Here is a 26,547-nt window from a genome sequence, read left to right as displayed (position 1 = left end):
CTGTTACCCTTAAATGAATGATTCAAAGGAGAATAAAAAAACTAGTGTAAAAATAAAGAAACCGAAAAGCACATAACATACTTTGTCAACTTTACCCGGGACTAAGTACCAGCCATTTTCTTTTTCTTCAGCGCCACTATCTGCAAAAGCTTTTATTTGACCTTTTACGGTGTAAGGAGAGTATTCCGCTTGCTTTCCATCTATTGCGATACTCGCGACAATGGTGACAGCAACGTTTACAAAAGCGCCTATTGCTGCATACCACGGCCAAGCAACATCGGTAAAAAGTGCTGCGTAAGTGACCGCTAGAACCCCAACAAATGTTCCTACTAATAAACCGCGTTCTGTTGCATGTTTAGAGAAAAAACCTAAACCAAACATACCCAGTTGTGCACCCACAAAAAATGAACCGACTTTACTTAATACTTCTAAAATTGAACCGGTACTGTGTAAGTGATACATAATTGCTGGGAAGATAATAATCGTGGCCCAAAATACGGTGAATACGCGTGATACGTTAAGATAATGTGTATCAGTCTCGTTAGGTTTGAAGTACTTTTTATAAAAATCTAGTGTAGAAACAGTAGACAAAGAATTAAATGCAGAGTCTAAGCTCGACATTGAAGCAGCCATTACCGCTGCGGCAATAATGCCCATTAATCCAGGCATACCATACTCAGAAGCAAACTCTAAAATAATGGTATTTTCATTTTCAAACGGCTTACCTTGATAATAGTTATAAAATAGGATCCCCATGATGATGAAAAAGAAATAGACAAAAAATGCCAAAAAGCCCATTAATACATACGCTTTTTTCGCATCACCAATGTTTTTGGCAGCAAGTGTGCGCTGAACCATCATTTGGTTCGTGCCATAAACGGTAATATGGTAAAGGGTCATTGCAAGGATACCCGACCAGACAGTGGATACCTGAGATACGTCAAAATCGAAATTCAGTGGATTGGTTTTACCTTGCTCTTTTAACTGAGATAAACTTTCCATTATCGGGGTTGAACTGCCATCGATAAGCGCATACATAATGATGCCTGCCCCCAGCAATAGAATCCCTGATTGAATAACGTCGGTCCAAATAACGGCGGTGATCCCACCCATTACTGTATAGATTAAGGCGATAATAGTAACAATGACAATACCCGCAACTTCAGGAATCCCCGTGATGTAGCTAAGGACAATTGCTGTAGCATATAAAACAGCAGCCGAACTCATTGTTTGAGATATCAGCCAAATACCAGAGACTAAAGCGCGTGCTTTCTTACCAAATCGTTTCTCTTGATATTCATAAATAGAAGCACACCCAGCATTATAGAAAAAGGGAAAGAAGAAGGTGATAACGGCAATAATAACCAAGGGATAGTTAAGGTGAATGGCAATAACGGATAAGCCATCTTTATATGCCCATGCGGGGGCTCCAAGGAAAGTCATTGCGCTGACATAAGTTGCAATAACAGAAATACCAATAGCCCACCAAGGTGTTTGTTTTTGGCCTAAATAAAAATCATCTGCAGTGCTAACTTTTTTACTAATAACATAACCCAGTAGAAGGTTGGCTAAGATGTAGACGATTAAAATAGTCCAATTTAATGTACCAAATTCAGTCATGTATATTTCTCTTATTGTTTCAAGGCTGTAGTGATTATTATAATCTACATTATTTGACTTCGAAGTCAAATAAGAATAGCATCGATTAAAATGATTTGAAAGATTATATTATTGTTAAGCATGAATTACGTAACTATGGGGTGCTATAAATATTTAATATGTATTAGTTTTTTAAGTATCCATTTTTTGAAAAGTATCTAAATTTTACATAAACACTTTATTTCATAAATTTAACGGAGAACTCATTTAATGAGTATCGAGCTGAAAAATAAAGAACTCATCCTTGAGTATTATCAAGCAATTGAGCAGGCTAATGCTGAAACTATCGGTGATGTTTTATCTGACTATATGAGTGATGATTGTCAGTGGTATGGTGTACATCCCTTTAATGAGCAAAAAGGACCTGAAGCGGTAAATAAAATCTTCTGGCAGCCTTTTTTACATGCATTTAAACATGTTCAGCGTCGCCAAGATGTCTTTATGGCAGGTGTCAGTGGTAATGATGGTGCCAACTGGGTCACCAGTATGGGCCACTTTATGGTTCAATTTGACCAAGATTGGTTAGGAATACCACGATCAGGTAAAGTGGCGATGATTCGATATGCTGATTTCAACTGTATTGAAAATGGCAAAATTGTTCGTTCAGGTTTCTTTTGTGACATCATCAGTGTGATGAATCAAGTAGGGATCAATCCATTACCGCAATCGACAGGACATTCTTTTATTTATCCTGGGCCAAGAACACATGATGGTATTCAGTTACAGGATATGGATTTCGCCGATGGTGAAAAAACAATGAGTTTACTCAATCAAATGATTGATGATTTTTCACAGCTCAATAAAACAGCGAACGATAATTATCCACCTGAGATATTAGAAAAAACATGGGCAAAAGACATGGCTTGGTATGGGCCAGCTGGCATTGGCGCTACGTATACTATTCCTAAATTCCAAGAGCAACATTCTTACCCGTTTAGACAAGGGTTGAAAGATAAGGTTTTTAATGGTCATATTTGTCGATATGCAGAGGGGAATTATGCTTGTTTCTTCGGCTGGCCTAATTTAAGCAGTACACCTATTGGTGGTTTCTTGGGATTACCGGGATCTGAAATTCGTGCAGATATGCGTGTTGTTGATGTCTATCGCCGTGAAGGAAATAAGCTGGTGGAAAACTGGGTGTTAATTGATATTCCATATTGGTTAAAACAGCAGGGCTTGGATATTTTAGAACGAAGTCGAAAAATTAATAACCCGAGTTAATCTGGGTAAAGGCAAGTTAACATCTCTGATAGTTAAATCTATTAAAAAGGAAGCTTACTCAGCTTCCTTTTTATTTGGCTCTTATTTAACTCATTTAATCAGCTGCTAAGCTTCATCACCCAATTGCTCTTTCATCATAGCAAATACATCAAGTCCCATTTGCATACACATATCAATAATGTCGATAGCTACCCAATTTTCTTTGAGCAGATCGCCTTCTCTACGCCAAATGTCCATAACACGTAACGAGAGTTGTCTATTACAAGGAGGTAGCCCTAACCAACCGCCTGTGCTATGAGTACCATGCATGTGTGGCCAACCACCGGTTGCTACATAATTACCGTCAGCCACTAAGGTTGCTTTATGGTCTACATCCCGGTCAGGAAAGCTAAAGACAAACGGCCCTTGATGGTCTCTTCTAAAACCTTCAATACCACGCGTTGTTCCTATGCCTGCTGGGCCGTACCACATAAAGTCTGGATGCCAGTAGTTTTCTAACTTCATGCTTGATAATGACTTACCGTCAAAGCGGCCTAATTCATCAAGCATATCTAGTATGAGTTGTTGAGACTTTTGTGCAGCACCTGCATTACTTTTTTCTCTTACTAAGCCGTCCATTGTTGATGGAGGCATTATTAATCCGCTATGACCTAAGCTTTTTCTTAATGGATTAACACCCACTTGGTTCATCGCATCAAGAAAGTCGACAATAATAAAACACTGCTTAATTTTATTATCTTTTAATTGAACAAGTTCTGTGTACCGTAAATATAAGGTTTTATTGTTAGCAGGTATTCCCCAAAGCGGTTGTCTTAAAGTACCAACAAAATACCCTGTGCTAGCAATCCAATCTTGACCTTTGTATTCGCTTTGTACATTAATAAAAGGCCTACGTTCTATATCGGGTAGGGCATTTACTAAAGGTTGCCAAAATGACGTTAATACCTCTGCAAAGCCAAACAAATCATTAATAGGAGCACTAACATGCCACGCTACATCATCGTGAATATATTGTTCAATGTTGCCAGGGGATGATTTAAGTTGCTTATACAATTTATCAATAACAGATAACATAATTTTCTCCACTCAATTAATTTTTACTTGAATTACTTTTCAATGAGGTTATCATTTAGTGACTTCGAAGTCATTTGTTTTGTGTTATATCGAATATCATTTAAATTAGCGGCTATATGTGTCTTGGTTTTATTGAATATATAATATATATGCAGTATTAAAATAGAGGAGAATGCGGGTGTATCAACATTTATATAACGCGAATAAGAGTTTAATAAAAGTACTCAGCAATGCATTGTATGATTACGAGGACAAAGCAGTTAGACAGGCTTTCAAAGAAGTGTTTTCACCCAAAGCTAAAATACAGCTTTGCTATCCTTTTGAAACATTAGCAAGTCCAGTAAACCTTTACGAAGATGTGTATAAGCCTTTGCATAAAGCGATTCCTGATCTTGAACGACGTGAAACAATTGTCATATCGGGCACAGCTGAAGATGACAGTGCTTGGGTGGGGTGCTGTGGTTATTATACCGGTAGCTTCGAAAAAAATTGGCTAGATATTCCAGCAACAGGTCATCAAGTTTCTATGCGATTTCATGAATTTTATCGTATAGAAAATGGCAAAGTGATCGAAATGCAAGCACTATGGGATATTCCAGAAGTTATGATGCAAGCTAACGCATGGCCTATGTCTCCTAGCTTAGGTCGAGAATGGCACGTGCCTGCACCGGCCACACAAGATGGTTTATCTGTTCAGTATGATAATGAAAAAGCGAATATTAGCTGTAAGCTCGTTGCCGATATGTGTGATTCATTGGGACATTACGCGACAGGTGGCGTTGAAGCAATGCAACTTGAGAAGTATTGGCATCCACGTTGTAGCTGGTATGGTCCGTCAGGAATTGGTACTGGACGTGGTATTAAAGGGTTTAGAAATTGGCATCAAATCCCTTTTTTAAATGCGCTACCTAATCGTGTCGGTGATGTAGGTAAAGGTTATATTTTTAGTGATAGCGAGTACGTAGGGTTTACCGCGTGGCCAGGTATGCAAATGAAGGTGAGTGGTGATGGCTGGCTTGGAATAGCGCCATCAAATCAAGAAATCACCATGCGTAGCTTAGATTTTTGGCGTTGTGAAAATGGATTGATTCGTGAAAATTGGGTTTTAGTTGACCTACTACATGTCTATCATCAATTGGGTGTTGATGTACTGGGACGCATGCGGGAATTTAATAAAGCGCGTCGTTAGGTTTTTTGGTTTTAAAACAGTTATAAGAAAAGCGCTAGTTAAGCGCTTTTTATATGTATAGTAATGGCAATGAACTAATGAGTAGATCACTCATTAATTCATTGGGTATTACTTCTCTGCTTGTTTTATAGCATCGTTAAATGTTTGTTGGAGCTGTTGTGCCCCACTTAGCATAAACCCATGGTCTGAGCTAAGTAAAAATAAGCTAACACCTAGTGAAATCCAGTGCGGAAGTTCTGTTAAGTCGCCAACAAACATGCCGCAATTTTTACCATGTTTATTTGCTGATTTTACAACTTTCTCTACTGCTGCTAATACTTCAGAATGGCTGGCATTAGTTTGCTCTAAGGCAACGGTTAGATCCATTCTGCCAATAAAAATGCAGTCTATGCCATCCACTTGGCATATTGCATCGATATCATTGACTGCTTCCAAGTCTTCAATTTGAGCGATAACACATGTTTCATTTTGATTGTTTGCTAAATTTTCAGGCAGTTTTTTAGTGGTGTAACCTGCAAACCGAGTAGACCCAGCATAACCTCTACCATCAGGGCCGTAAAAACATTTCTTAACGACTCTACGTGCATGTGCTGCATTTAAAATGTGCGGTAATACAATACCGTCTGCGCCCAAATCGAGCGCATTTAAAATAGTGGCATTCTCTGTGTCGGGCACTCGTATTACCACCGGCATTTGTTTTGATTTAGCGGCTAATACACATGTGTCGAGATCAGAGCGATCAAACGGTGCATGTTCTGCATCCAAGCACAAAACATCAAAACTTGTATGAGCTAGCACTTCCGTATTATGAAAATGGGGTGTTTTTATAAAAGTACCAATTAAAGGTTTTTTTTGAGCTAAAGACTGTTTTAAAGACATAACAATAGACCTGTTAGTAATGTAATAATAATGATTAAAGAGCGTTAGATAAATACCAATGTGCTAATGATTTTGAAACTTTTTCGGCTTGTTCTAGTGGAGAAAAGTGACCACATTGTTCAAGTAACTCTAAATGGCTATCGTGAAGGTTATCGTGCATCATTTGTTGATGTTCAGCAGGACATATTTTATCTTGCTTGCCTCCAACAATGAGAATGTCGATTTTAAGTTTCTGAAGCACGGATAAAGAGTCAGACCGATCTTCGATGGCCATTGCTTGCGCTGCAAAACAATCAGCACCAAGATGTGTTGCCATTTCAATGATTAATTGTTCGTGATCGTTATTTTTTTTGAACAAATAATTTGGTAAAAATGTTTCCGAAATTAACTCAACTAACTGTCCAGATTTTGCTTGAGCAATTTGTGCTTTACGTGCACTTTTTCGTTCAGGTAGATCCGCATGACAGTTACTGTTAATTAAGGCTAGTTTTTCAATGAGATGTGGGTGTGTTCGTGCTACTTCTAAAGCAACGATGCCTCCCATGGAAAAGCCGATGAATGCACAAGGTTTATTTTTAGCTGCTGTAATGACTTTGTTAGCCATTTCAGCGAGTGATTTTTCAGTGGTAAATTGCACGACAGTAATATCTTGGCAATATTGCTGTAGGTGATTTATCTGCTGGTTAAACATAGTACCTGTGCATAAGGTACCAGGTAATATAAGTATGGGTAGTTGAGTCATCGTTAATCGCTTATTTCATATAATAGCTAACGACAGAACACTCAATTATATTGGGTAACCTGGGCCAACTAAGGACGTTTAACTGAATTACCTTTAATTAAAACACCGGTTAATACACGTGCTTCAGGTGGTAAGTCAGGGGTTTCTATACGCTCTAATAACATTGCTACAGCGGCTTTTACCAATTGCTCTACAGGCTGTTTAATGGTTGTAATTTGATAACTTAACCAGGCTGATGATGTGATGCCATCGAAACCAACTACCGAGATATCATTAGGAATATGAATGTTGTGATTTTCTCTTGCCTCATCAATAACACCAATGGCCATTGTGTCATTACTACAAATAATCGCATCTGGTGCTGGGTTCTTCTGTAGCCATTTTGCTAAGCAGTCACGACCCGATTGATACGAATAATCACCATAAAGAATAGAAACGTCTTCAACATCAAATTGTTTTAATAAACTAATAGCAATTTCTCGACGTTCATTCGCAACGTCTGAGTCTTTAGGGCCAGATAATACCAAGTACTTTTTAGGATTATTTTTCTCTAATTCAGTAATAAGTTGCTTAATACCCAACTCATGATTACAACAAACGGTATTAGCCATTGAGTCAGGCACATTTCGGTTATAAAGCACGACAGGAATATCATGCTCTTCAAATTGAGCTAATCTATGGCTTTCGAAATGAGCGGCTAATGCAATAACCCCGTCTACTTGGAATGTCCAAATTTGTTCAAATAATTCGTCGACGCCATCAGGGTCATCTAATGTAAATAATAAAACTCGTTTATTTTGAGCCGCAAGTTGCTTACTCACTTGCGAAAGAACTTCTGGGTAATTAACGTTTGCGCGCGAAGAAACAATAACCGCGACCATTCCCGATTGCTTAGTGATAAGCATTCGGGCAATTGCATTTGGTCGATAGCCCATTCTATTTGCAGCAGTCATTACTTTATCACGCGTTTTTTGCGAAACACTTAAGCCCGGACGAAAAACGCGTGATACCGCTGATTGAGAAACACCTGCTTCACGCGCTACGTCATAAGAAGTTACTTTTTTATTTTTAGCCAATGTTTACCCTTTATATCTTCTCAAACGGATATCTGCTTGCTCCTTATGTCCGGCAAACCCTTCAACAGCACAAAGCCTTGAACAGTATTCGCCAACAACAATAGATGCTGCTTCCGTTGCACTTTGAAAAGTACATGTTTTAATAAATTTACCTACCCATAGACCACCAGTATAGCGTGCTGCTTTACGAGTTGGAAGTGTATGATTAGTACCAATACATTTATCACCATAAGAGACATTGGTTTCTGGACCGAGGAACAAAGCACCAAAATTACGCATGTGTTCTTTAAAATATGGAACATTCTTCGTCATTATTTGCACATGTTCAAATGCTAGGTCGTTTGCAACTTCAACCATTTCTTCATAAGTATCACAAACAATCACTTCACCATAGACGCGCCATGCTTCTCCGGCAACTTCTGCTGTTGGTAAAATGGTTAACTGACGTTCAATTTCTTTAATCGTATCCTTCGCTAATTTTTCACTGTTTGTTAATAAGATGGCTGGTGATGTTGGACCGTGTTCTGCTTGACCCAATAAATCAGCAGCACATAACTCTCCATCAACAGTTTCATCCGCAATAACAAGTGTTTCTGTTGGACCCGCAAATAAATCGATACCCACACGACCAAATAACTGACGTTTCGCTTCGGCTACAAAAGCATTACCTGGGCCAACAATCATGTCAACTGGTGCAATAGTTTCTGTTCCGATGGCCATTGCCGCAATTGCTTGAACGCCACCAAAGCAATAAATTTCGTCTGCTCCAGCTAAATCCATTGCAACGACTATGGCCGGGGAAGGTGTACCATTAAAAGGAGGAGCGGCTGCAATAACACGTTTTACTCCAGCGACTTTAGCGGTAACTACACTCATATGAGCTGAAGCAACTAAAGGGTATTTTCCACCAGGAACATAACAGCCAACACTTTCCATCGGAATATGTTTGTGGCCTAAAATGACTCCAGGTATGGTTTCTACTTCAACATCTTTCATTGAGTCACGTTGAATTTGTGCAAAGTTTCTTACTTGCGTTTGTGCCCATTTAATATCTTCAATGACGCTATCTGGAACTTGCGTATAACATTTAGCAATGTCATCTTCACTTAATCTAAATGACTTCGGATTCCATTTGTCGAACTTCTCAGAATATTTTGCTATGGCTTTGTCACCATTAGATTCAATGTCTTCAATGATAGTCTCAACTGTAGATTTAACTTGTTGTAAGAACTCTTTTTTATCACCTTCTTGCTTGCCTTTCTTTAAATAGCTTATCACTTTCTAATCTCCTGTTTATTTGTCTTTGATCAAGTTTTATTTTGATGAATTACTTGAATATGAATAAATCTTACGTAATAATGACTTCGAATGCAAATATTAAATTAGAGATATTTTATGACAGGTTTTAATCGTGAATTGTTTGTTAATAGAACAATACTTGTTGCGGGTGCAGGTAAAGGTATTGGTTTGGCATGTGCACAAATGGCTGCGGCTCATGGTGGAAATGTTATTGCTGTGGCAAGAACAAAGGCAGACCTTGATGCACTAGCAAAGCAGTACCCAGATAATATTACGAGTTGGGTAATGGATGTAACTAGTGAGGAGTTTTTTGCCCGTGTTAAGTCATTACCTGTTTTACATGGTTTAGTTAATAACGCAGGCCTTAACCGAATAGGGCCAATGGAAGAGCAACCTAACGAAAATATAGATGCTGTTATCGACTTGAATATACGTACCTTGTACAAAATATCTCAAGCAGCTATAGCACCGATGAAAAGAGCAGATTGTGCTGCTATCGTTAATATGTCATCACAAATGGGTTTTGTTGGCTCACCAAATCGCACCCTTTATTGCATGAGTAAACATGCTGTAGAAGGAGTAACGAAAGCGATGGCCGTTGAATTAGCTGAACATGATATTCGTGTTAATACGGTTGCACCAACATTTGTATTAACGCCGATGACAAAACCCATGTTCGAAGATGAAGATTTTAAAAAGTTTGTATACGACATGATCCCACTTGGACGTTTAGGAAAAGTAGAAGATATAGCTAACAGCTGTACGTTTCTGCTCAGTGATTTAGCCTCAATGATCACAGGTACAAGCATTAAAGTAGATGGTGGATGGACTGCCCGATAATTAATAGGCAGACATTTTATAAATATTATACCCTTTAAATAATAAGGCAGAACACAATGACACTTAGTAATAGATTAATTAAATATGCAGATTTAAAACCATGTACCAATGCTTTTATTGATACTCGCAGTCCAGGAAGTGATAAAAAAGAGAACTTTACTTTAATTGGCCCCGGTGTTGCTGAAAATCCAGATCAGCACATTCATATTTCAATTCCTCATGGATTTAATATCGGCGGAGCACGTCAACCAGCGGGATGCTTAAATTCAAAACATAGTCACCTTACTGAAGAATTTTTTGTTGTGCATCAAGGTACGTGGGCATTTACGAGTGGTGCTAACGCTGACGATGGCAGAGTGATTTTAACCGAAGGGGATATTATCTCTATACCTATGGATATTTTTCGTGGTTTTGAAAATGTAGGTGAAGATATAGGTTATTTACATGCAGTGCTTGGTGGTGACGATCCAGGTCGAGTTTTATGGGCCCCTGCGGTTTTCGATCTTGCGAAAGAATATGGCTTAGTTTTATTAGAAGATGGTAGCTTGGTTGATACAACATTAGGTGAAAATATTCCTGAAGGTAAAAATGCAATGCCGGTTACATCCGATGAACAAATAGCTGAGCATCGTGTGGTAAATAGTAAGGAGTTAGAATCTATTGTACAACGAACAGATACGTTCGAATGGTCAAAGAATAATTGTTTAGCACAATTTGAAGGCGTAGAAGAAGTCGCTTTAGTGGGCGCTGAAAGTGTTGCAGAAGATTTACCCGCGAGTAAATTAAATTGGTCTCATAAATTTGTTGTTCGTGGCTTGAAATTATCAGAAAAAGCAAAAGTTAATGATCATATACGCTATGAAGAAGAAGTTATATTTGTTCATCAAGGTGAGGTTAATATTCATGTAGATGGCGAAAAGGTTATATTAGGTAAAGGTGATACCTTTACTACACCTATTGGGTCAACTCGTAGTTTCACGCAAAAAGGTAAAGAAGACTGCATCCTTTATATTACACGTCGACATGACCAACCACAGGCACCTAAGTTTATTTAAACGAAGTGATTAACAGTGAAATATTTTATTCATTATTAACTATATTTTGTATTCGTATTTTTATTTGTGTGTAGCTCTAACTCGCTGTGGGGCAAAAAGCACCATAGATTTGATGGCAACTTCGTGCGCTCTGCCCCTAAACCTATCGATACAGCAAATGCATCGATACTTAACGCTAATGCGAGAATTACTACTTCGAACATCTTACAAACTGCATTTAATGCTATATTTTAGAAAATAATGTTTACCCATAAGTCCCATTAAAGCTTTCTGGGTATTCAAATAGCCACACAAGTTAACGCAATGAGAACTAACCAAGCTGTATTTCAATAGATACATGTGAGAGCTGTGGCAATAAACTCTTTAAAATACCTTTATATTCGTCTGAGTTTAGTGGCTCAATAGAGGTTACTTTAAGAATTGCAGCTTGATGAGAGGCCGCAATTTTCCATACATGAATATCGTTAATTACCGTATTTTGTTTACTTAAGGCATCTGAAATTTTATCCATCGTTGATGTTTTTATCGACTTATCAAGAAGTACTTCACTTGATTCCTTAATTAACCCATAAGACCAACGTAAAATAACTACGGCACCGACAATCCCCATTAATGGGTCCATCCAGAGTAAACCAATATATTTTCCTACGAGTAAAGCAACAATCGCTAATAAAGAAGTCAGCGAATCAGCCAGTACGTGAAAATAGGCTGCCTTCATATTATGGTCGTGATCATGGTGGTGGTGCTCTCCATGATGGTGATGATGATCATCATGAAGGATAAAAACAGAAGCTATATTGACGATTAAACCTATAATCGCAACAATAATTGCTTCGTTGAAATGAATAGATTGTGGCTCAACTAATCGGAGAACAGATTCTATTATCATCATTAATGCGACTATTGCTAATGCAATAGCACTAGCAAAACCACCTAAAGAATTTACTTTGCCTGTGCCAAAGCTGAAGTCTTTATTGTTCGCGTGCTTCTTAGCATAAGAGTAAGCAAATAGTGCAATGAGAAATGCGGCAGAGTGAGTGCCCATATGCCAACCGTCAGCCAGAAGTGCCATAGAGCCTGACCAAGTGCCAGCAGCAATTTCAAGCACCATAATAACAGTAGTTAACCAAAAAACTATTTTCACTTTGTTTTCATGGAGCTTACTGTCTACGCCAAAATCATGAGAATGTTCCCATTCAATTCCACTATCGTTTTTCATTAGTTATCCTAAGTTATTGCTGATTTTGTTTAGAAATAGCACTTTAAAAAGCTTTGTTATATACTATACCCTAGTATACTACATTTCAAGTAAGGGAAATTTATGTCACACACCATAGCAGGGAAAAAAAAGCTTCTTAGTCGTGTTAGACGAATAAAAGGTCAATCAATTGCTTTAGAGACAGCTTTAGAAGGAGAACCAAATTGTATGGCGGTTTTACAACAAGTAGCTGCGATTAAAGGTGCGGTTAATGGGCTAATGAAGGAGGTATTAGAAGCTCATTTGAGAGAGCATTTAGGTGGTGAAGATATGACAAAAGATGAACGACTAGAAGAAGTAGAAGATGTTATTTCCATCCTTAAAAGCTACCTAAAGTAGAAAATTTAGTGACATAAATTTAAAAACCGATTGCCTCTCGGTTTTTAATGTGACAATATCACAATACTTAAATAGGGTAGTGAAAAGACTATGCAACTCGGTGAACTAGAAAAACAAGTATTGGAATACCTTTGGAAGGCAAAGCCTGCTGATGCTAAGCAGGTACATAGCTATTTCGAAAAAAATCGAGGCGGCTCTCTTAATACTATTCAAAGCACGTTAGAGCGCTTATTTAAAAAAGACCTGTTAAGTCGGGTAAAGAACGGCCACGCATATCAATATTTCCCTAAAGTTGCTCGCCATGAATTGATCGGCCAATTAATTAAAAGTGTTACTCATGATTTTGTTGTTGAAGATGAAAATAGCGTTGTCGCGGCTTTTTCTTCTATTTCATCTGATCTCGATGAAGACCAGTTAGATAAACTGGAAGCTATGATTGAACAACAACGAAAAAAATTACAAACAAAGGCTGAAAAATGATTTTTGGTCATTGGGCGTTAGCATTTAATTTACTCACGATTGCCGTATTAGCTTTTATCGTTGCCAATAGTCTTGTTTCGCTTGCTTTTTGGTCGGTAAAAAATAAAATTCAACGTTACACTGTGTCTACCCGTAAATCGTTACTCTGGTTATGTGTGCTTTCACCTTGGATTATTGCGCTATCTGTAACGCTGTTATTTAGCCCTCTTTTTCAATCAGGGGCAATGTTTGTATGGCTAACTGAATTAGCTCACTGGCATCATCCTAATATTTATTATTTTTTAAGCTGGCATAGTATTAGTTTACTTCTCTTCATCGGCTTCAGTCTTACTATTGCTGTTCGAAGCCTAGTTGTCGCTTACAAAAATCACTATCAAATAATTTTGTTACGCACTTTAGCGACAAAGAAGAGTGAGAACGTCTTTATAATAGATTCATCAATCCCGACAGCATTTACAGGTGGATTAATTAAACCATCGTGTTTTATATCTACAGGCTTGATGGAGCAACTAGATTCAGATGACATTGAAATAATTATTCAACATGAACTTGCTCATTTACACTATGCTGACCCGCTGAAAAAGTGGGTATTTTCATTATTGTCTTCTTATTTTTCACCTAATGTTAAACAAATATTGAAATCGATGATGGCAATTACCATGGAGCAAGCGGCTGATTCTTTCTTCGTAAAAACTCAACAACAGGCGCACAATGTTGCTAGTACGTTAGTGAGATTTACTAAGTTAGCGGCTAAATATTCCATACATGAACAGTTCAAAAGTGAATTACTCGTTCACTTTTGTCGCCAATCCATTGAACAAAGAGTAGTAGAGTTGCTCAATGAGACTCAACTCAAAGCTTTTCCAATGAAATTGGTTTTACTGACAATAATACTATTAGCCGTCATATCAATGACATCAGTAGATAGCCTCCATCACGCTATTGAAACGCTTTTCGATCATTAAAGCATCATTAAAATAATAATTTAAGGCTTACTCCAAGGTAATAATAATGAAACTATTTACTCAATCATTTACAAATAAAAAACCGACCGCCAATCGGTTTTTATCAAGGTGTCATTTAAAGTTTAGCTTTAAGTTTAGCGCTGCTGTGCTGATGATCACTGCAACCCTCTCAGGTTATGCACACTCAGAAGACAGCCCCCTGAAATCAGTTGACTTAGCTACGGCAATATCTCAAACAATGAATATGCACCCAGAGCTAAAAATATTTGCTAATCAAGCTGATATTTATAAGGGATATGCACAACAAGCAGGTATTCAGGTTAGACCAGAAATTGGACTTACCATTGAGGATGCAATGGGGACGGGTGATCATAGTGGCTTTAAAAGTGCTCAATCTACACTATCGATCTCATGGGTTTTAGATAACTCGCTAGTAAAAAATAGAGTTTCAAATGCTAAGATTCAAGGGGCAACCGTTGCATTCGCGCGAGAAATCAAGGCGCTAGATTTAGCCGCACAAACAGCAAAATATTTTATCCAAGTATTGGTCAATGAAGAGCGACTAAAACTGTCAAAAATGAGCTTAAAGCAAGCGGTTAAATCATTTGAAGCAGTAACTAAACGTGTAAATGCAGGAAAGTCTTCTTTAGTTGATAAACTAAAATCACAAGCTGAAGTCGCTAAACGAGAATTAGTTGTTGAAGACTTAACTCATGAAGTAGATGCCAGTAAATATCAGTTATTAGCGCAGTGGCAAGGACAAGGGCAAAGCGAGCAACATAAAGAAACTAACATCATTGGCTCATTATTATCGTTACCCCACTTACCTTTAACCAATAGCTCCGATGTTGATTCATTATTTACTCATCTAAAACAACTGCCTTCGGTCAGTCTTTTCGCTACAAAACAGCGAATTGCTCAGTCTGAAATTGAACTTGCTCGTATTGAAACTAAACCCCTATGGAAATTTACAACGGGATTAAGACGTTACGAAACAACCGATGATTTTGGTTTAGTCGCTGGAATTTCAATACCTTTTGGTGATAACAATCAAAATCAAGGGAAAATAAATGCGCTACGTGCTTCCCAAAGCGAACTAGAAACAGCGTCACAAGCACTTGTTCATCAATTGAATACACAGTTGTATGTGCTTATTGAACAAATGAAACACAGCCAACATGTCATTGATGCTATGACTAAAAACCTGATACCTGTGCTTGAACAAGCTTTTGTTGAGGCTGAAAAAGCTTACAAGATTGGCCGATATAGCTATACCGAGTGGACCAATACTCAACAAGAATTATTAGATGCACAGTCAGACTTGATTGCTGCTTATCAAAATGCCCATTTAAACAATATTGAAATAGAGCGATTAACGGGTGCATCCCTATTTGCCATTAATAAAAACGCTAATGCACCTTTTAACGCGCATTCTATTGAAAAAAATAACGAGAAATAATCATGAAATCAACATTTAAAATATTAACATTAATAAGCACACTGTGCTTTGTTAGCTTAAGTACAAGTTTCTCTAGCTTTGCTGTTTCAGAGCAAAAGGTAGAAGAAGCCGAGCCAGAGAAAGGGCCGAATCGTGGGCGTATGTTGAAAAAAGATAACTTTGCCATTGAACTCTCTATTTTTGAAACAGGAGTGCCGCCTGAGTTTCGTGTGTGGGCAACTGAGGGTGGAAAAGCTATCGACCCTGCGAAAGTAGAGCTAAATGTAAAATTGACCCGACTAGGCGATGGTATCGATGACATCAATTTTTTTCAAGAAGGCCAGTATCTTCGTGGTGATATGGTTATCTACGAACCTCACTCATTTATTGTCTCTCTAACGGCTAAATATCAGGGCAAAACTTACAGTTGGCAATATGACAATTTTGAAGGTCGAACAAGTATTGATGAGAAAATTGCACAGGCAATGGAAATTAGTACTGAAGTTGTCGGGCCATCAACATTCCATGAAAGCATTGAAGTGTTTGGAAAGTTAACGTTACCAGCCGATGCTACCAGTAATGTTTATGCTCGATTCGATGGCTTGGTTAAAAAAGTTCACGTCAAGCTAGGTGATGTAATTAAGAAAGGTCAATTGTTACTCACGCTGGAAAGTAATGAAAGTTTGCAATCTTATCAGGTAAAATCAGCTCAAAAAGGTATTGTCAGTGCGGTTAACGTGACTTCTGGTGAGCAATCTAAAGGCCGAATATTACTTGCGGTGACTAATGATGAAACCTTAGTTGCTGAGCTAGCCGTTTTTCCTTTGGATTTAGCTAAAGTAGCTATTGGCGCAAAAACAACGCTTAACATTAATGGTGTTGAAGAACAGTACACAACTAGAATTGATAGCCGAGTATTAAAAGTTAGGAATGATCAGGCGAAGCTATTTCGTGTCTTAGTAAACAATAGTGATTCCTTATTATCTGAAGGCTCTTTTGTGACGGCAAAGATTGAAATTGGCTCATTTGACGTAGGGATGGCGGTAAAGCGTAACGGATTGCAGAGCTTTCGTGATTTTACCGTAGTTTATGCCAAGGTTGGCAATGAATATGAAGTAAGAATGCTTGAATTAGGCCGCATAGTGGGTGATGAAATTGAAGTGTTAGGCGGTATATCTGTAGGCACTGAATATGTCACTGAGAATAGCTATATCCTCAAAGCAGATGTTGAAAAATCTGGCGCATCACACGATCACTAAGGGTTTCCCTTTTAATTATAATGGTTAGTAAAAAGGTTTACTCCTTAAAGGAAAGATAATGCTCGAATATTTACTCAGATTTTCTATTCGTAGGAACTCAATTATTATGTTGGCGGTACTCGCCTTCGCTGGATTGGGTCTTTGGAATTTTACCAAGTTGCCGATTGATGCCGTCCCTGATATCACCAACATTCAGGTAATGATCAACACCGAAGCGGCAGGGTATACGCCGCTTGAAGTAGAACAACGGGTTACTTACCCATTAGAAACTGCATTGGCAGGGCTACCAAATTTAGTCAGTACACGCTCTGTTTCACGTTATGGTTTATCGCAAGTCACCGCCATTTTTAGTGATGATACTGATATTTACTTTGCCAGACAATTAGTGAATGAACGCTTAGTCTCAGCAAAGTCAGATTTACCTTTTGGATTAGAGCCAGAGCTTGGACCAATCGCTACGGGGTTAGGTGAAATATTCATGTTTACCGTGGATGCAGAGCCTAATGCCCGTAATGATGAAGGGAAGTTAATAACAGCGACAGATTTAAGAACGGTTCATGATTGGATTATTCGCCCTCAATTAATGCAAGTGGAAGGTGTGGTTGAAGTTAACCCTATTGGTGGTTTTAAACGTGAAATTCTTGTTGCCTTTGAGCCTAAAAAGCTACTGGAATTTGGTCTTAATCAGCAAGACATTATTCAAGCAATCGAAAATAATAATGACAATAAAGGTGCTGGGTTTATAGAAAAAAATGGCGCTCAATGGTTATTACGTATTCCCGGACAGGTAGAAAGTTTAGAGGCTATCGCTAATATTCCTGTTAGGACCACTGAAGGTAGTGTAATTCGAATTTCTGATGTCGCTAAAGTACAAGAAGGAAAAGAATTAAGAACAGGTGCTGCAACCCAAAATGGTAGAGAAGTTGTGATGAGTACCGTTTTCATGCTTATTGGTGAAAACAGTCGAAATGTTGCTAAAGCGGTTGGTATAAAGTTAGACGAAGTTAAAGCGAGTTTACCCATCGGTATTACCGTTACCGCTGTGTATGACCGCACTACCTTAGTTGAAAAGACACTCGATACAGTAAAGATGAACCTCTTTGAAGGGGCGTTATTAGTTATTGTCGTGTTGTTTTTATTGTTAGGCAATATGAGAGCGGCATTACTTACTGCCGCGGTTATCCCATTTGCGATGTTAATGACCGTAACGGGCATGGTACAAGTAGGCGTAAGTGCCAACCTGATGAGTTTAGGGGCGTTAGATTTTGGACTACTCGTTGATGGTGCCATTATCATCGTTGAGAATTGTCTAAGAAAGCTCAGTTCGGCATCGCTCAATGGTCGCACTATGCCTGTTAATGAACGATTAGCACTGGTATATGAAGCGACCAAAGAAGTCATCCGTCCAGCATTATTTGGCGTATTTATTATAACTGCCGTATATTTACCTATTTTTGCACTAACGGGTGTCGAAGGGAAAATGTTTCACCCTATGGCAATAACCGTTGTTATAGCGCTATGTTGTGCAATGTTCTTATCAGTAACTTTTGTTCCGGCAGCTATTGCTATTTTGTTCAAAGGGCCTGTAAAAGAAAAAGAAAATATCATTATAAAATCATCTTTAGCGCTTTATCGTCCTTCTTTAACGTTTGCGCTTAAAGTTCGCTGGTTTGTTGTGGTTTTCGCTGTTGGACTTGTCGGCTTAGCTGGATTTTCTGCCAATAAACTCGGTAGCGAATTTGTGCCAAACCTTGATGAAGGTGATATCGCCATGCATGCCTTGCGTATTCCTGGCACGTCATTATCGCAAGCTGTCGCGTTACAAAAAGTCTTAGAAGAAAAAATCAATCAAATGCCAGAGGTTGAACGTGTCTTTGCAAAAATTGGTACAGCCGATGTTGCAACAGATGCCGTACCACCCAGTGTTGCCGATAATTTTATTATCTTAAAACCTCGTAGCGAATGGCCAAATCCTAACAAACCTAAAGCGCAATTTGTAGAAGAATTAGCAGCTGTAGTAGAGCCTATACCGGGTAATCGATATGAATTCTTACAACCAATACAAATGCGCTTTAATGAGTTGTTATCAGGGGTTCGTGCAGAGTTGGCTATCAAAGTGTTTGGCGATGACTTTGAGACATTAGGTGCGTTAGGAAAGAGCATAAACACAGCTATTATTAATGTTGAGGGAATTGCTGATATTCAAGTAGAGAGAACGACAGGTTTACCTCTAATGACGATTAATCCAAAACTTGCCCAGCTAGCAAAATATGGAATAAGCGTGAAACAACTACAAGATCAACTTTCCACAGCATTAGGTGGCACCATTGCCGGCAAGTTCTATCAAGGCGATCAACGTGCCGACATAGTAGTACGTCTTCCAGAAGCGCTAAGAAGCGATGTTGATGCCTTAGCTTACTTACCCATACAGATGATCGATAACAGTTATGTTCCGTTACAGGAGGTAGCTGAATTGGTATTAGTTGAGGGCGCAAACCAAGTCAATAGAGAAAATGGCAAACGTAGAGTGGTTGTTACCGCTAACGTTCGAGGCAGAGATTTAGGCTCATTTGTTCAGGATATTCAAGCGTCAATTGATGAGTCTGTTGAAATACCTGCGGGTTACTGGATTGAATATGGCGGCACCTACCAAAAGTTACAATCCGCATCAGAGCGCCTAGCTATCGTGGTTCCTATTACGTTAGTGATGATTATTGGTTTGCTCTTCTTGGCTTTAGGCTCATTTAAAGATTCTATGATTATTTTCACGGGTGTACCATTAGCCTTAACCGGGGGCATTTTTGCTTTATTGTTGAGAGATATTCCTTTTTCAATATCAGCCGCTGTTGGTTTTATCGCCTTATCAGGCATCGCAATTTTAAATGGCTTGGTTATGGTCTCATTTATACGAGAACTTAGGCGAGAAGGCGCTGCGTTAGATACGGCTATTATTGAAGGTGCATTGACAAGACTTCGACCTGTGCTAACAACCGCGCTTGTTGCTTCATTAGGTTTTGTGCCTATGGCGCTTAATACAGGTATTGGCTCTGAGGTTCAACGTCCACTAGCAACTGTGGTGATCGGAGGGGTTATTTCATCTACCATTTTAACATTGTTTGTTTTACCTGCTTTGTATCGTTTACTACACAATAGCAAAAAAACTTTCACTAAAACAACTCACCCAAAGGAAACCGTTAATGTCTAATATTTTGCAGCGATATGGCTTGTTGAGTGTTATTGCTTTACTTGCCATATGGTTACCTATTGAGGTCTTTGCTCACGGTGTCGATGAAAGTACGCGAGCATTTTTATTAAAAAACACTGGCGTACAGATTATCCCATTTTTGTATATTGGCGCTAAACATATGGTGACGGGCTACGATCATTTACTGTTCTTAGTGGGCGTGTTGTTCTTTTTGTATAGAAGTCGTGATGTTTTATTGTATGTCAGTATGTTTACCCTAGGACACAGCGTAACCTTATTGTTTGGCGTGATCAGTGACATACAAGTTAATGCTTATTTAATCGATGCCATTATTGGGCTATCAGTGGTTTATAAGGGTTTTGATAATTTAGGTGGCTTTAATCGACTCTTTGGTAAATCACCCAATGCAAAGCTTGCTGTATTAATTTTTGGTCTGTTTCATGGTTTTGGCTTAGCAACCAAGTTACAAGAGTTTCAACTTCCTGATGACGGCTTAATTACTAATTTAATTGCCTTTAATGTTGGGGTTGAGTTAGGACAGTTTACCGCCTTGGCCTTTATTCTTTTAGTGATTAATTTTTGGCGTAAACACAGCAGCTTCAATCGATTTGCGACAAACACGAATTGTTTGTTAATGAGTGCAGGATTTATGTTGGTAGGCTTTCAACTAACAGGTTATTTCATTAACTAAATAGCTAACTTAATCAATTTTACTTAATAAACCTTTACCTATTTTAAGAGATAAAACGATGCAACAAAGCAATCCAAAAAATATGCCAGAAGCTATCACGTTAACGAATGCTGCACTGATCAAATACACGCTGTTCAGCTTAGTATTCGCAGCCGTGACCCTATTTACAATTATATTACCTGCGGAGTACAACATTGATCCAACAGGGTTAGGACATAAACTTGGGCTAACCGTTTTTCACAACATAAAGGCAGAAACGTCTACTCCACTCTCTTCACAGGAAACATCAGAAGAATCAACAGGTGCAACAGAAACAATTGAAGTCATTGTTCCTGCTGGTCGCGGTGTTGAATACAAATTTATCATGGCGCAATACCAAAAGCTTGAATACGAATGGATAACAGATAGTTCAGCATTGTATTTTGATTTACATGGCGAACCAGAAGGCGACACAACGGGCTATTTTGAAAGTTATGCAATAGCAACATTGGATGAAATGAAAGGGAGTTTTACTGTACCATTTACTGGTTCTCATGGTTGGTATTGGAAAAACACCTCTGACTCTCCAGTCACTGTTCAACTTATTGTAAAAGGTGAATACACCAAGCATGGCCTTAAATAATCACCTCAAATAATAGAAAATACACACACTTTGAATTTAATTAAAACAACTGGAGTACCAATATGAAAACGTTAATAGCAGCCTTATTTATTAGCTTGATATTTAGCACTAGTTCAGCATTCGCGCATACTGACCATGGAAAAATAAGCCCTAAAGTAGCAACACAAATTGCAGCTAAAGCTACCCAAAAACTGACTTTTAAAGACTTTGGTTTCAAAGTTGGAAAATTAAGCGAAAGCTGGAATAAATTGACCTCAGAAGATTTCAAACTCCATGCAGCAGAAGCTAACCGTTATATTGTCAGCGCTAACAATAAATCAGAAAATAAAACAATTTATTTTCTGATGACAATGTCAGGCGAAGTATTAAAAGTTAATTCTGAAGCGAAGTTTTAAATCAAATAAGGGGAGAGGTTATCCCCTATATTCAAATTATAATCTATTTTTCAATTACAATATCCGCTTGTTCAGGTGTGTTAGTGAATATTTTGACTTAAAACCAAAATGGTAACTTGTGCATGTTACTGTATTCATTATTTAGATTAAGTAATACAACAACAGTGGGTAGAGAGTAATGTATAAAGACGTTACTTAACGGTTAATCTAAACGAAGATATACAAACAATGTTTTGATCAAAGTGTCATCAGATAACGAATATAATGAACGGATAATTTACTCTTCGGATAAACGTTATAAATAACAATCCTGATAAATATAATCATAGCACTGTAATTATTTTAAATTGAGGGGGATGTAATTATCCTTACAGGTATCGTAAACTCAGCGACGAAAGTATTTTTATCATTTTTGAGTGTAATTGAACCTTTATAGATTTGAGCTATTGTATCTACAATAGACAGGCCAAGTCCGGCACCTTCTGTCGTTCCTTTGCGCCAAAAACGCGTGGTCATCTTGGGAATATCTGCGGATAACACACTGGCACTATTGCTAACATTAATAGTTAAATGATTTTCTGTCGATTGAATTACCATTATTATAGGTGTTTTTTGGATGCTATATTTTAAAGCATTTTCTAGGAGGTTTCGGCAAGAAGTACATTAACTATCAAAGGCTTAATTGTACTAATTAACCCCCTCTTTTTTAATTAAAATGGTGTCTTTAGATAATACTAGAATAATCTTTCCATGTCGCAATGGGGGCGAAAGTACCTTAGAGTATACAGACTAAAAAATGACTTTTAGATTCATAAGATGAACAAAAAAATGCTAAAAATATCTATGTGTATTGTTCGTATCATGTCTTCCAAGAAATAGTGGTAGGTTTCAGAATCAAATACTAGTCATTTTATAGTGTTTTAATAATTACAGTTGTTTGTTTGCATTAATTTTCGTAAAAGTTTAATTTATTTTTAGCGTTTAGATAAATATTAAACAGTGAGATTTAACACATATTTATGGTGCTGGTAGCCAAAATTTCGTTGATAACCATTGTTATATAAGGGATTGGACGTTGTGGTTTTACCCGAGACATTATTATTTTAAGTATAGATAAAATCTCAGCTTGCCACATAATCTCAACTTAAGTTGCAGTGATCACATAATAACGTCGAATTTATCCACTTGTACCAAATAGATGTTCTGGTACAATCAGTTAAAATTTTAAGATTAAGATATTGTGTGGAGCAGTATGGTTATCAAAGCACATAGCCCAGCAGGGTTTGCAGAGCAATATATTGTTGAGTCAATTTGGAACGGTGGTTTTCCACCCGGTTCTATACTTCCGGCTGAACGAGAGTTATCTGAACTCATTGGCGTTACGCGTACAACATTACGTGAAGTTTTACAGCGATTAGCACGTGATGGTTGGTTGACCATTAAGCACGGTAAACCCACCAAAGTGAATAACTTTTGGGAAACTTCTAGTTTAAATATTCTAGAAACACTTGCTCAACTCGATCAAGAAGGCATACCTGATCTGGTTGACAATTTAATGTCAGCTCGGACAAATATCAGTGCCATTTATATTCGTGGCGCCATTAAAAACAATGCTGAAAAAGTGATTGAGCTCATTAAAGCTTATGAAGATGTGGAAGATAACGGAGAAGCCTTTGCCGAATTCGATTACCGATTAAATAAAGAGTTGGTCGTTGCTTCTGGAAATTCTATCTACTTATTAATCTTAAATGGCTTTAGAGGCTTATATTCTCGTCTAGGTACTTTATATTTTTCTCATCCTAAAGGTCGTGAAATTTCTCGAGTCTATTATAAGAAACTCATTGAATTAGCAAGTGAAAATAAATTTGATGAATCTATATTTGCAGTACGTAAATATGGTATTGAGTCAGGTAAGCTTTGGCTAGAACTTAAAGACGATGTACTAAAAGAGTTATCTGAATAAGCTGATATTCCTTATTATAGGCAAGGGTTAACTTGCCTATTCATTCTCTAAAGGACTATTGGGTTCTGGATACTGGGCAATAACTTCTTCTTGACCATTTTCATTATCTTTTACTAAGCGCACGTCAAATTGCCATAACGTAAAAAGATGTTTGATCACTTCATCTTTTGAATCAGCGAGTGGGACTTTTTGGTGTGGTGTATATTTCAGCGTTAACGACCGATCACCGTCAATGTCAGCATTGGTTACTTGAATGTTTACCTCGAGATTACTGAGGTTATACTGCTCAGATAACGCCGCCCTTATTTTTTTATAACCACTTTCATTATGAATAGCCGCTACTTCAATATAACTTTCTTTTTCGTCATCATGTAAATAAAATAATTTGAAGTCACGCATTAACTTAGGTGACAAATACTGACTAATGAAGCTTTCATCCTTAAAGTTTTCCATAGCAAAATGTAAAGTATCCAACCAGTTACTGCCGGCTATTTCTGGAAACCATAGTTTGTCTTCTTCCGTTGGCTGTTCACATATCCTTCTAATATCTATAAACATAGTAAACCCTAAAGCATAGGGGTTAATGCCAGAATAATAACGACTGTTGTAATCGGGCTGAGCGACAACGTTGGTGTGGTTATGTAAAAACTCCATCATGAATTTATCAGTGACTAAACCCTCATCATATAAATGGTTCAAAATGGTATAATGCCAAAAACATGCCCAACCTTCGTTCATTACCTGGGTTTGCTTTTGCGGATAGAAGTATTGCGAAACTTTACGCACGATACGCACTATCTCTCTTTGCCATGGTTTCAGTAAAGGAGCATTTTTTTCAATAAAATATAAAATATTTTCTTGAGGCTCACTTGGAAAAGTTGCTTTTGTTTGGTTAGTTTTATCATTGTTTTTAGGTACTGTTCGCCACAAAGTGTTGACCTGTGATTGCAGGTATTCTTCACGATCTTTTTGACGTTGTAACTCTTCTTCTAATGATATTTTTTGTGGTCGTTTATAACGATCTACACCATGGTTCATTAAGGCATGGCAAGCATCTAAGCAAGATTCAACGTCACTAATACCAAATTTTTGTTCACATTCGCTAATATAATTTTTAGCAAACAATAAATAGTCAATAATTGAGCTAGCATCTGTCCAAGATTTGAATAAGTAATTACCTTTGAAAAAAGAATTATGCCCGTAACAAGCATGTGCCATAACTAATGCCTGCATGGTCATTGAATTTTCCTCCATTAAATATGAAATACAAGGATCAGAATTGATCACTATTTCATAAGCTAATCCCATTTGACCACGTTTATAGTTTTGTTCGGTTTGAATAAATTTTTTGCCAAAAGTCCAATGGTTATAACCAATAGGCATACCGACACTGGCATAGGCGTCCATCATTTGTTCAGCGGTTATCACTTCTATTTGATTGGGGTAAGTTGCTAATCGATAATGTTTTGCCACCCGAGCAATTTCAGTTTGATATTGATTAAGTAAATCAAAGTTCCAGTCACCTTGATCGCTTAACGGTTTACATTTAGCCATTGTCCTCCTCCTTTTCTGTTACTTATTTACGCTGCTTTATTATTATTTTTTTTGAAAAGTTCTCTGAAAACAGGGTAGATATCTTCAACAGTTTTAATATGTTGAATGGCGAAGTGTTCAGTATAAGCGGCAATTTCTTGATACTGCTGCCAGAGCGTTTGATGTGGTCGTTGTGTTATTTCGATATAGCTAAAGTAGCGTGCTCTGGGCAAAATACTTTCAGTTAATAACTGCTTACAACGAGGAGAGTCATCGGCCCAGTTATCACCGTCGGAGGCCTGTGCAGCGTAAATATTCCATCCGCTAGCTTGGTAGCGTTCATTCATTATATTAACCATCAAATCTAATGCGCTTGAAGCTATGGTGCCGCCAGTTTCTTGCGAATAGAAAAATTCTTCCTCATCAACTTCTTTTGCTTGCGTGTGATGTCGTATATAGACCACGTCGATAGTTTTATAAGTACGAGTAAGAAACAAATACAATAATATATAAAAACGTTTGGCAATATCTTTCGTGGCTTGATCCATCGAGCCTGAAACATCCATTAAGCAAAACATCACCGCCTTTGATGTTGGAATAGCTTGTTTTGTATAGTTTCTAAAGCGCAAATCAAAGGTATCAATGAAAGGGACTTTACTTATTTTACTTTTAAGAATATCAATTTCAGCAGTTAATTTTTTAATTTCTTGAATATGGTCGTACTTATCGGCTATTAACGCCGCTAATTCGAGCTCAAGTATTGTTAACTTTTTACGTTTGCTTGACGTCATGGCAATACGCCTAGCGATTGAGCCCTGTAAAGACTTTACAATGTCTATATTAGAAGCGACACCTTCAGCACAATAACCTGAGCGCACTGTCTTATAATCAATTAATTTATCTAATTGATTTTTTTCTAAATTGGGCAACTCAAGATCTTCAAAGAGTAAATTTAAATATTCATCTTTAGAAATCGAAAATACAAAATCGTCATCTCCCTCGCCAGAGTCACTGGCATTACCTTGCCCACCGCCTTGACCTTGCTGCTGTGGCGGACGTTTTATACGGTCGCCGGTGGAAAATTGATCGTTTCCTGGATGAACTCTGTCTTTAATGCCACCTTTACCTTGATGAAAAACAGGCTCAGATAAATCTTTTTTAGTGATGGTAATATTCTCGCCGCGTTCAACATCAGTAACACCACGTCTATTAATAGCTTGCTCAACTGATTTTTTTATTTGCCGCTTGTAACGTCGAATAAAACGTTGACGATTAACCGTGCTTTTGTTTTTGCTGTTTAAACGTCGATCAATAAAATTTGTCATGGTTTCCTCCTTACTTCATTGGCATGGTTATATATAAACA

At 37.8% G+C, this 26,547-nt stretch carries 23 protein-coding genes and 1 pseudogene; 14 read left to right on the top strand and 10 right to left on the bottom strand.

The genetic code is table 11. The features are described 5' to 3' along the window. Positions 1-9 precede the first annotated feature (9 nt). The gene (locus tag ESZ26_RS08690; protein WP_146799355.1) at positions 10-1,620 is read right to left on the bottom strand and encodes a sodium:solute symporter family transporter; all 1,611 of its coding nucleotides are present in this window, start codon (positions 1,618-1,620) and stop codon (positions 10-12) included. Positions 1,621-1,869: 249 nt separating this feature from the next. On the opposite strand from ESZ26_RS08690, the gene ESZ26_RS08685 reads away from it, so the two are divergent. Next, positions 1,870-2,880, top strand: coding sequence for a nuclear transport factor 2 family protein (locus ESZ26_RS08685; RefSeq protein ID WP_146799354.1), 1,011 nt, complete (start codon positions 1,870-1,872; stop codon positions 2,878-2,880). 105 nt (positions 2,881-2,985) lie between these two features. Here the strand turns inward: ESZ26_RS08685 and ESZ26_RS08680 are convergent, their stop codons facing one another. Then, positions 2,986-3,954, bottom strand: a complete 969-nt coding sequence (locus ESZ26_RS08680; protein ID WP_146799353.1) for an ester cyclase — start codon at positions 3,952-3,954, stop codon at positions 2,986-2,988. A 172-nt stretch (positions 3,955-4,126) separates the two neighbouring features. Between ESZ26_RS08680 and ESZ26_RS08675 the strand changes: the two genes are divergently transcribed. Beyond that, on the top strand, positions 4,127-5,143 hold the full coding sequence (locus ESZ26_RS08675; protein ID WP_146799352.1) for an ester cyclase: 1,017 nt from the start codon (positions 4,127-4,129) through the stop codon (positions 5,141-5,143). 108 nt (positions 5,144-5,251) lie between these two features. Here the strand turns inward: ESZ26_RS08675 and ESZ26_RS08670 are convergent, their stop codons facing one another. The 4 genes from ESZ26_RS08670 to hisD form a co-directional block, all read right to left on the bottom strand. Then, a complete protein-coding gene (locus tag ESZ26_RS08670) occupies positions 5,252-6,022 on the bottom strand; it encodes an HpcH/HpaI aldolase family protein (protein WP_146799351.1) in 771 nt (256 codons plus the stop codon). Positions 6,023-6,056: 34 nt separating this feature from the next. Further along, entirely contained in the window at positions 6,057-6,764 is a 708-nt protein-coding gene (locus tag ESZ26_RS08665) for an alpha/beta fold hydrolase (RefSeq protein ID WP_146799350.1), read from the bottom strand. Positions 6,765-6,832: 68 nt separating this feature from the next. Further along, positions 6,833-7,840 carry a LacI family DNA-binding transcriptional regulator gene (locus tag ESZ26_RS08660; RefSeq protein ID WP_146799349.1) on the bottom strand — a complete coding sequence of 336 codons (1,008 nt, stop codon included), beginning with the start codon at positions 7,838-7,840 and terminating at the stop codon, positions 6,833-6,835. A gap of 3 nt (positions 7,841-7,843) precedes the next feature. Then, a complete protein-coding gene (gene hisD / locus ESZ26_RS08655) occupies positions 7,844-9,118 on the bottom strand; it encodes a histidinol dehydrogenase (RefSeq protein ID WP_146799348.1) in 1,275 nt (424 codons plus the stop codon). A 117-nt stretch (positions 9,119-9,235) separates the two neighbouring features. On the opposite strand from hisD, the gene ESZ26_RS08650 reads away from it, so the two are divergent. Together ESZ26_RS08650 and ESZ26_RS08645 are read left to right on the top strand one after the other, a co-directional pair. Continuing rightward, complete coding sequence (locus ESZ26_RS08650; RefSeq protein WP_146799347.1) at positions 9,236-9,979, top strand: SDR family NAD(P)-dependent oxidoreductase; 744 nt, start codon at positions 9,236-9,238, stop codon at positions 9,977-9,979. Positions 9,980-10,035: 56 nt separating this feature from the next. Continuing rightward, on the top strand, positions 10,036-11,034 hold the full coding sequence (locus ESZ26_RS08645; RefSeq protein ID WP_146799346.1) for a cupin domain-containing protein: 999 nt from the start codon (positions 10,036-10,038) through the stop codon (positions 11,032-11,034). A gap of 310 nt (positions 11,035-11,344) precedes the next feature. On the opposite strand, the gene dmeF is transcribed toward ESZ26_RS08645, so the two are convergent. After that, positions 11,345-12,253: a CDF family Co(II)/Ni(II) efflux transporter DmeF gene (dmeF, locus tag ESZ26_RS08635; protein WP_146799345.1), complete on the bottom strand. Its 909-nt coding sequence runs from the start codon at positions 12,251-12,253 to the stop codon at positions 11,345-11,347. Between the two features lie 102 nt (positions 12,254-12,355). Here dmeF and ESZ26_RS08630 point away from each other — a divergent pair, with 102 nt between their 5' ends. The 9 genes from ESZ26_RS08630 to ESZ26_RS08590 all read left to right on the top strand — a co-directional run bounded on the left by ESZ26_RS08630 (position 12,356) and on the right by ESZ26_RS08590 (position 21,686). After that, positions 12,356-12,631 (top strand): metal/formaldehyde-sensitive transcriptional repressor, encoded by a 276-nt coding sequence (locus tag ESZ26_RS08630; RefSeq protein WP_146799344.1) that lies wholly within the window; start codon positions 12,356-12,358, stop codon positions 12,629-12,631. Between the two features lie 90 nt (positions 12,632-12,721). Then, positions 12,722-13,111 carry a BlaI/MecI/CopY family transcriptional regulator gene (locus tag ESZ26_RS08625; protein ID WP_146799343.1) on the top strand — a complete coding sequence of 130 codons (390 nt, stop codon included), beginning with the start codon at positions 12,722-12,724 and terminating at the stop codon, positions 13,109-13,111. Further along, a complete protein-coding gene (locus tag ESZ26_RS08620) occupies positions 13,108-14,076 on the top strand; it encodes a M56 family metallopeptidase (protein WP_146799342.1) in 969 nt (322 codons plus the stop codon). The genes ESZ26_RS08625 and ESZ26_RS08620 overlap by 4 nt, the downstream gene beginning before the upstream one ends. 46 nt (positions 14,077-14,122) lie before the next feature. After that, positions 14,123-15,535: a TolC family protein gene (locus tag ESZ26_RS08615; RefSeq protein WP_223271606.1), complete on the top strand. Its 1,413-nt coding sequence runs from the start codon at positions 14,123-14,125 to the stop codon at positions 15,533-15,535. Between the two features lie 2 nt (positions 15,536-15,537). Beyond that, entirely contained in the window at positions 15,538-16,773 is a 1,236-nt protein-coding gene (locus tag ESZ26_RS08610) for an efflux RND transporter periplasmic adaptor subunit (protein ID WP_146799341.1), read from the top strand. Between the two features lie 58 nt (positions 16,774-16,831). Beyond that, positions 16,832-19,978, top strand: coding sequence for an efflux RND transporter permease subunit (locus ESZ26_RS08605; protein WP_146799340.1), 3,147 nt, complete (start codon positions 16,832-16,834; stop codon positions 19,976-19,978). Then, complete coding sequence (locus ESZ26_RS08600; protein ID WP_146799339.1) at positions 19,971-20,669, top strand: HupE/UreJ family protein; 699 nt, start codon at positions 19,971-19,973, stop codon at positions 20,667-20,669. Before ESZ26_RS08605 ends, ESZ26_RS08600 begins: the two co-directional genes overlap by 8 nt. 58 nt (positions 20,670-20,727) lie before the next feature. Beyond that, complete coding sequence (locus ESZ26_RS08595; protein ID WP_146799338.1) at positions 20,728-21,291, top strand: hypothetical protein; 564 nt, start codon at positions 20,728-20,730, stop codon at positions 21,289-21,291. A gap of 62 nt (positions 21,292-21,353) precedes the next feature. Beyond that, positions 21,354-21,686: a DUF6488 family protein gene (locus ESZ26_RS08590; protein ID WP_146799337.1), complete on the top strand. Its 333-nt coding sequence runs from the start codon at positions 21,354-21,356 to the stop codon at positions 21,684-21,686. Between the two features lie 342 nt (positions 21,687-22,028). Here the strand turns inward: ESZ26_RS08590 and ESZ26_RS19635 are convergent. Beyond that, positions 22,029-22,337: pseudogene (locus ESZ26_RS19635) on the bottom strand (sensor histidine kinase); the annotation flags it as partial. Between the two features lie 601 nt (positions 22,338-22,938). Between ESZ26_RS19635 and fadR the strand changes: the two are divergent. Then, positions 22,939-23,649, top strand: a complete 711-nt coding sequence (gene fadR / locus ESZ26_RS08580) for a fatty acid metabolism transcriptional regulator FadR (protein ID WP_146799336.1) — start codon at positions 22,939-22,941, stop codon at positions 23,647-23,649. Between the two features lie 36 nt (positions 23,650-23,685). Here fadR and ESZ26_RS08575 read toward each other — a convergent pair whose 3' ends face one another. Further along, positions 23,686-25,203 carry a SpoVR family protein gene (locus tag ESZ26_RS08575; protein WP_146799335.1) on the bottom strand — a complete coding sequence of 506 codons (1,518 nt, stop codon included), beginning with the start codon at positions 25,201-25,203 and terminating at the stop codon, positions 23,686-23,688. A 26-nt stretch (positions 25,204-25,229) separates the two neighbouring features. Continuing rightward, entirely contained in the window at positions 25,230-26,507 is a 1,278-nt protein-coding gene (locus ESZ26_RS08570; RefSeq protein ID WP_146799334.1) for a YeaH/YhbH family protein, read from the bottom strand. Positions 26,508-26,547 lie beyond the last annotated feature (40 nt).

This window comes from Colwellia hornerae (assembly GCF_007954355.1).
Lineage (GTDB): Bacteria > Pseudomonadota > Gammaproteobacteria > Enterobacterales > Alteromonadaceae > Colwellia_A > Colwellia_A hornerae.
This window is presented reverse-complemented; position numbering and strand designations above follow the sequence as displayed.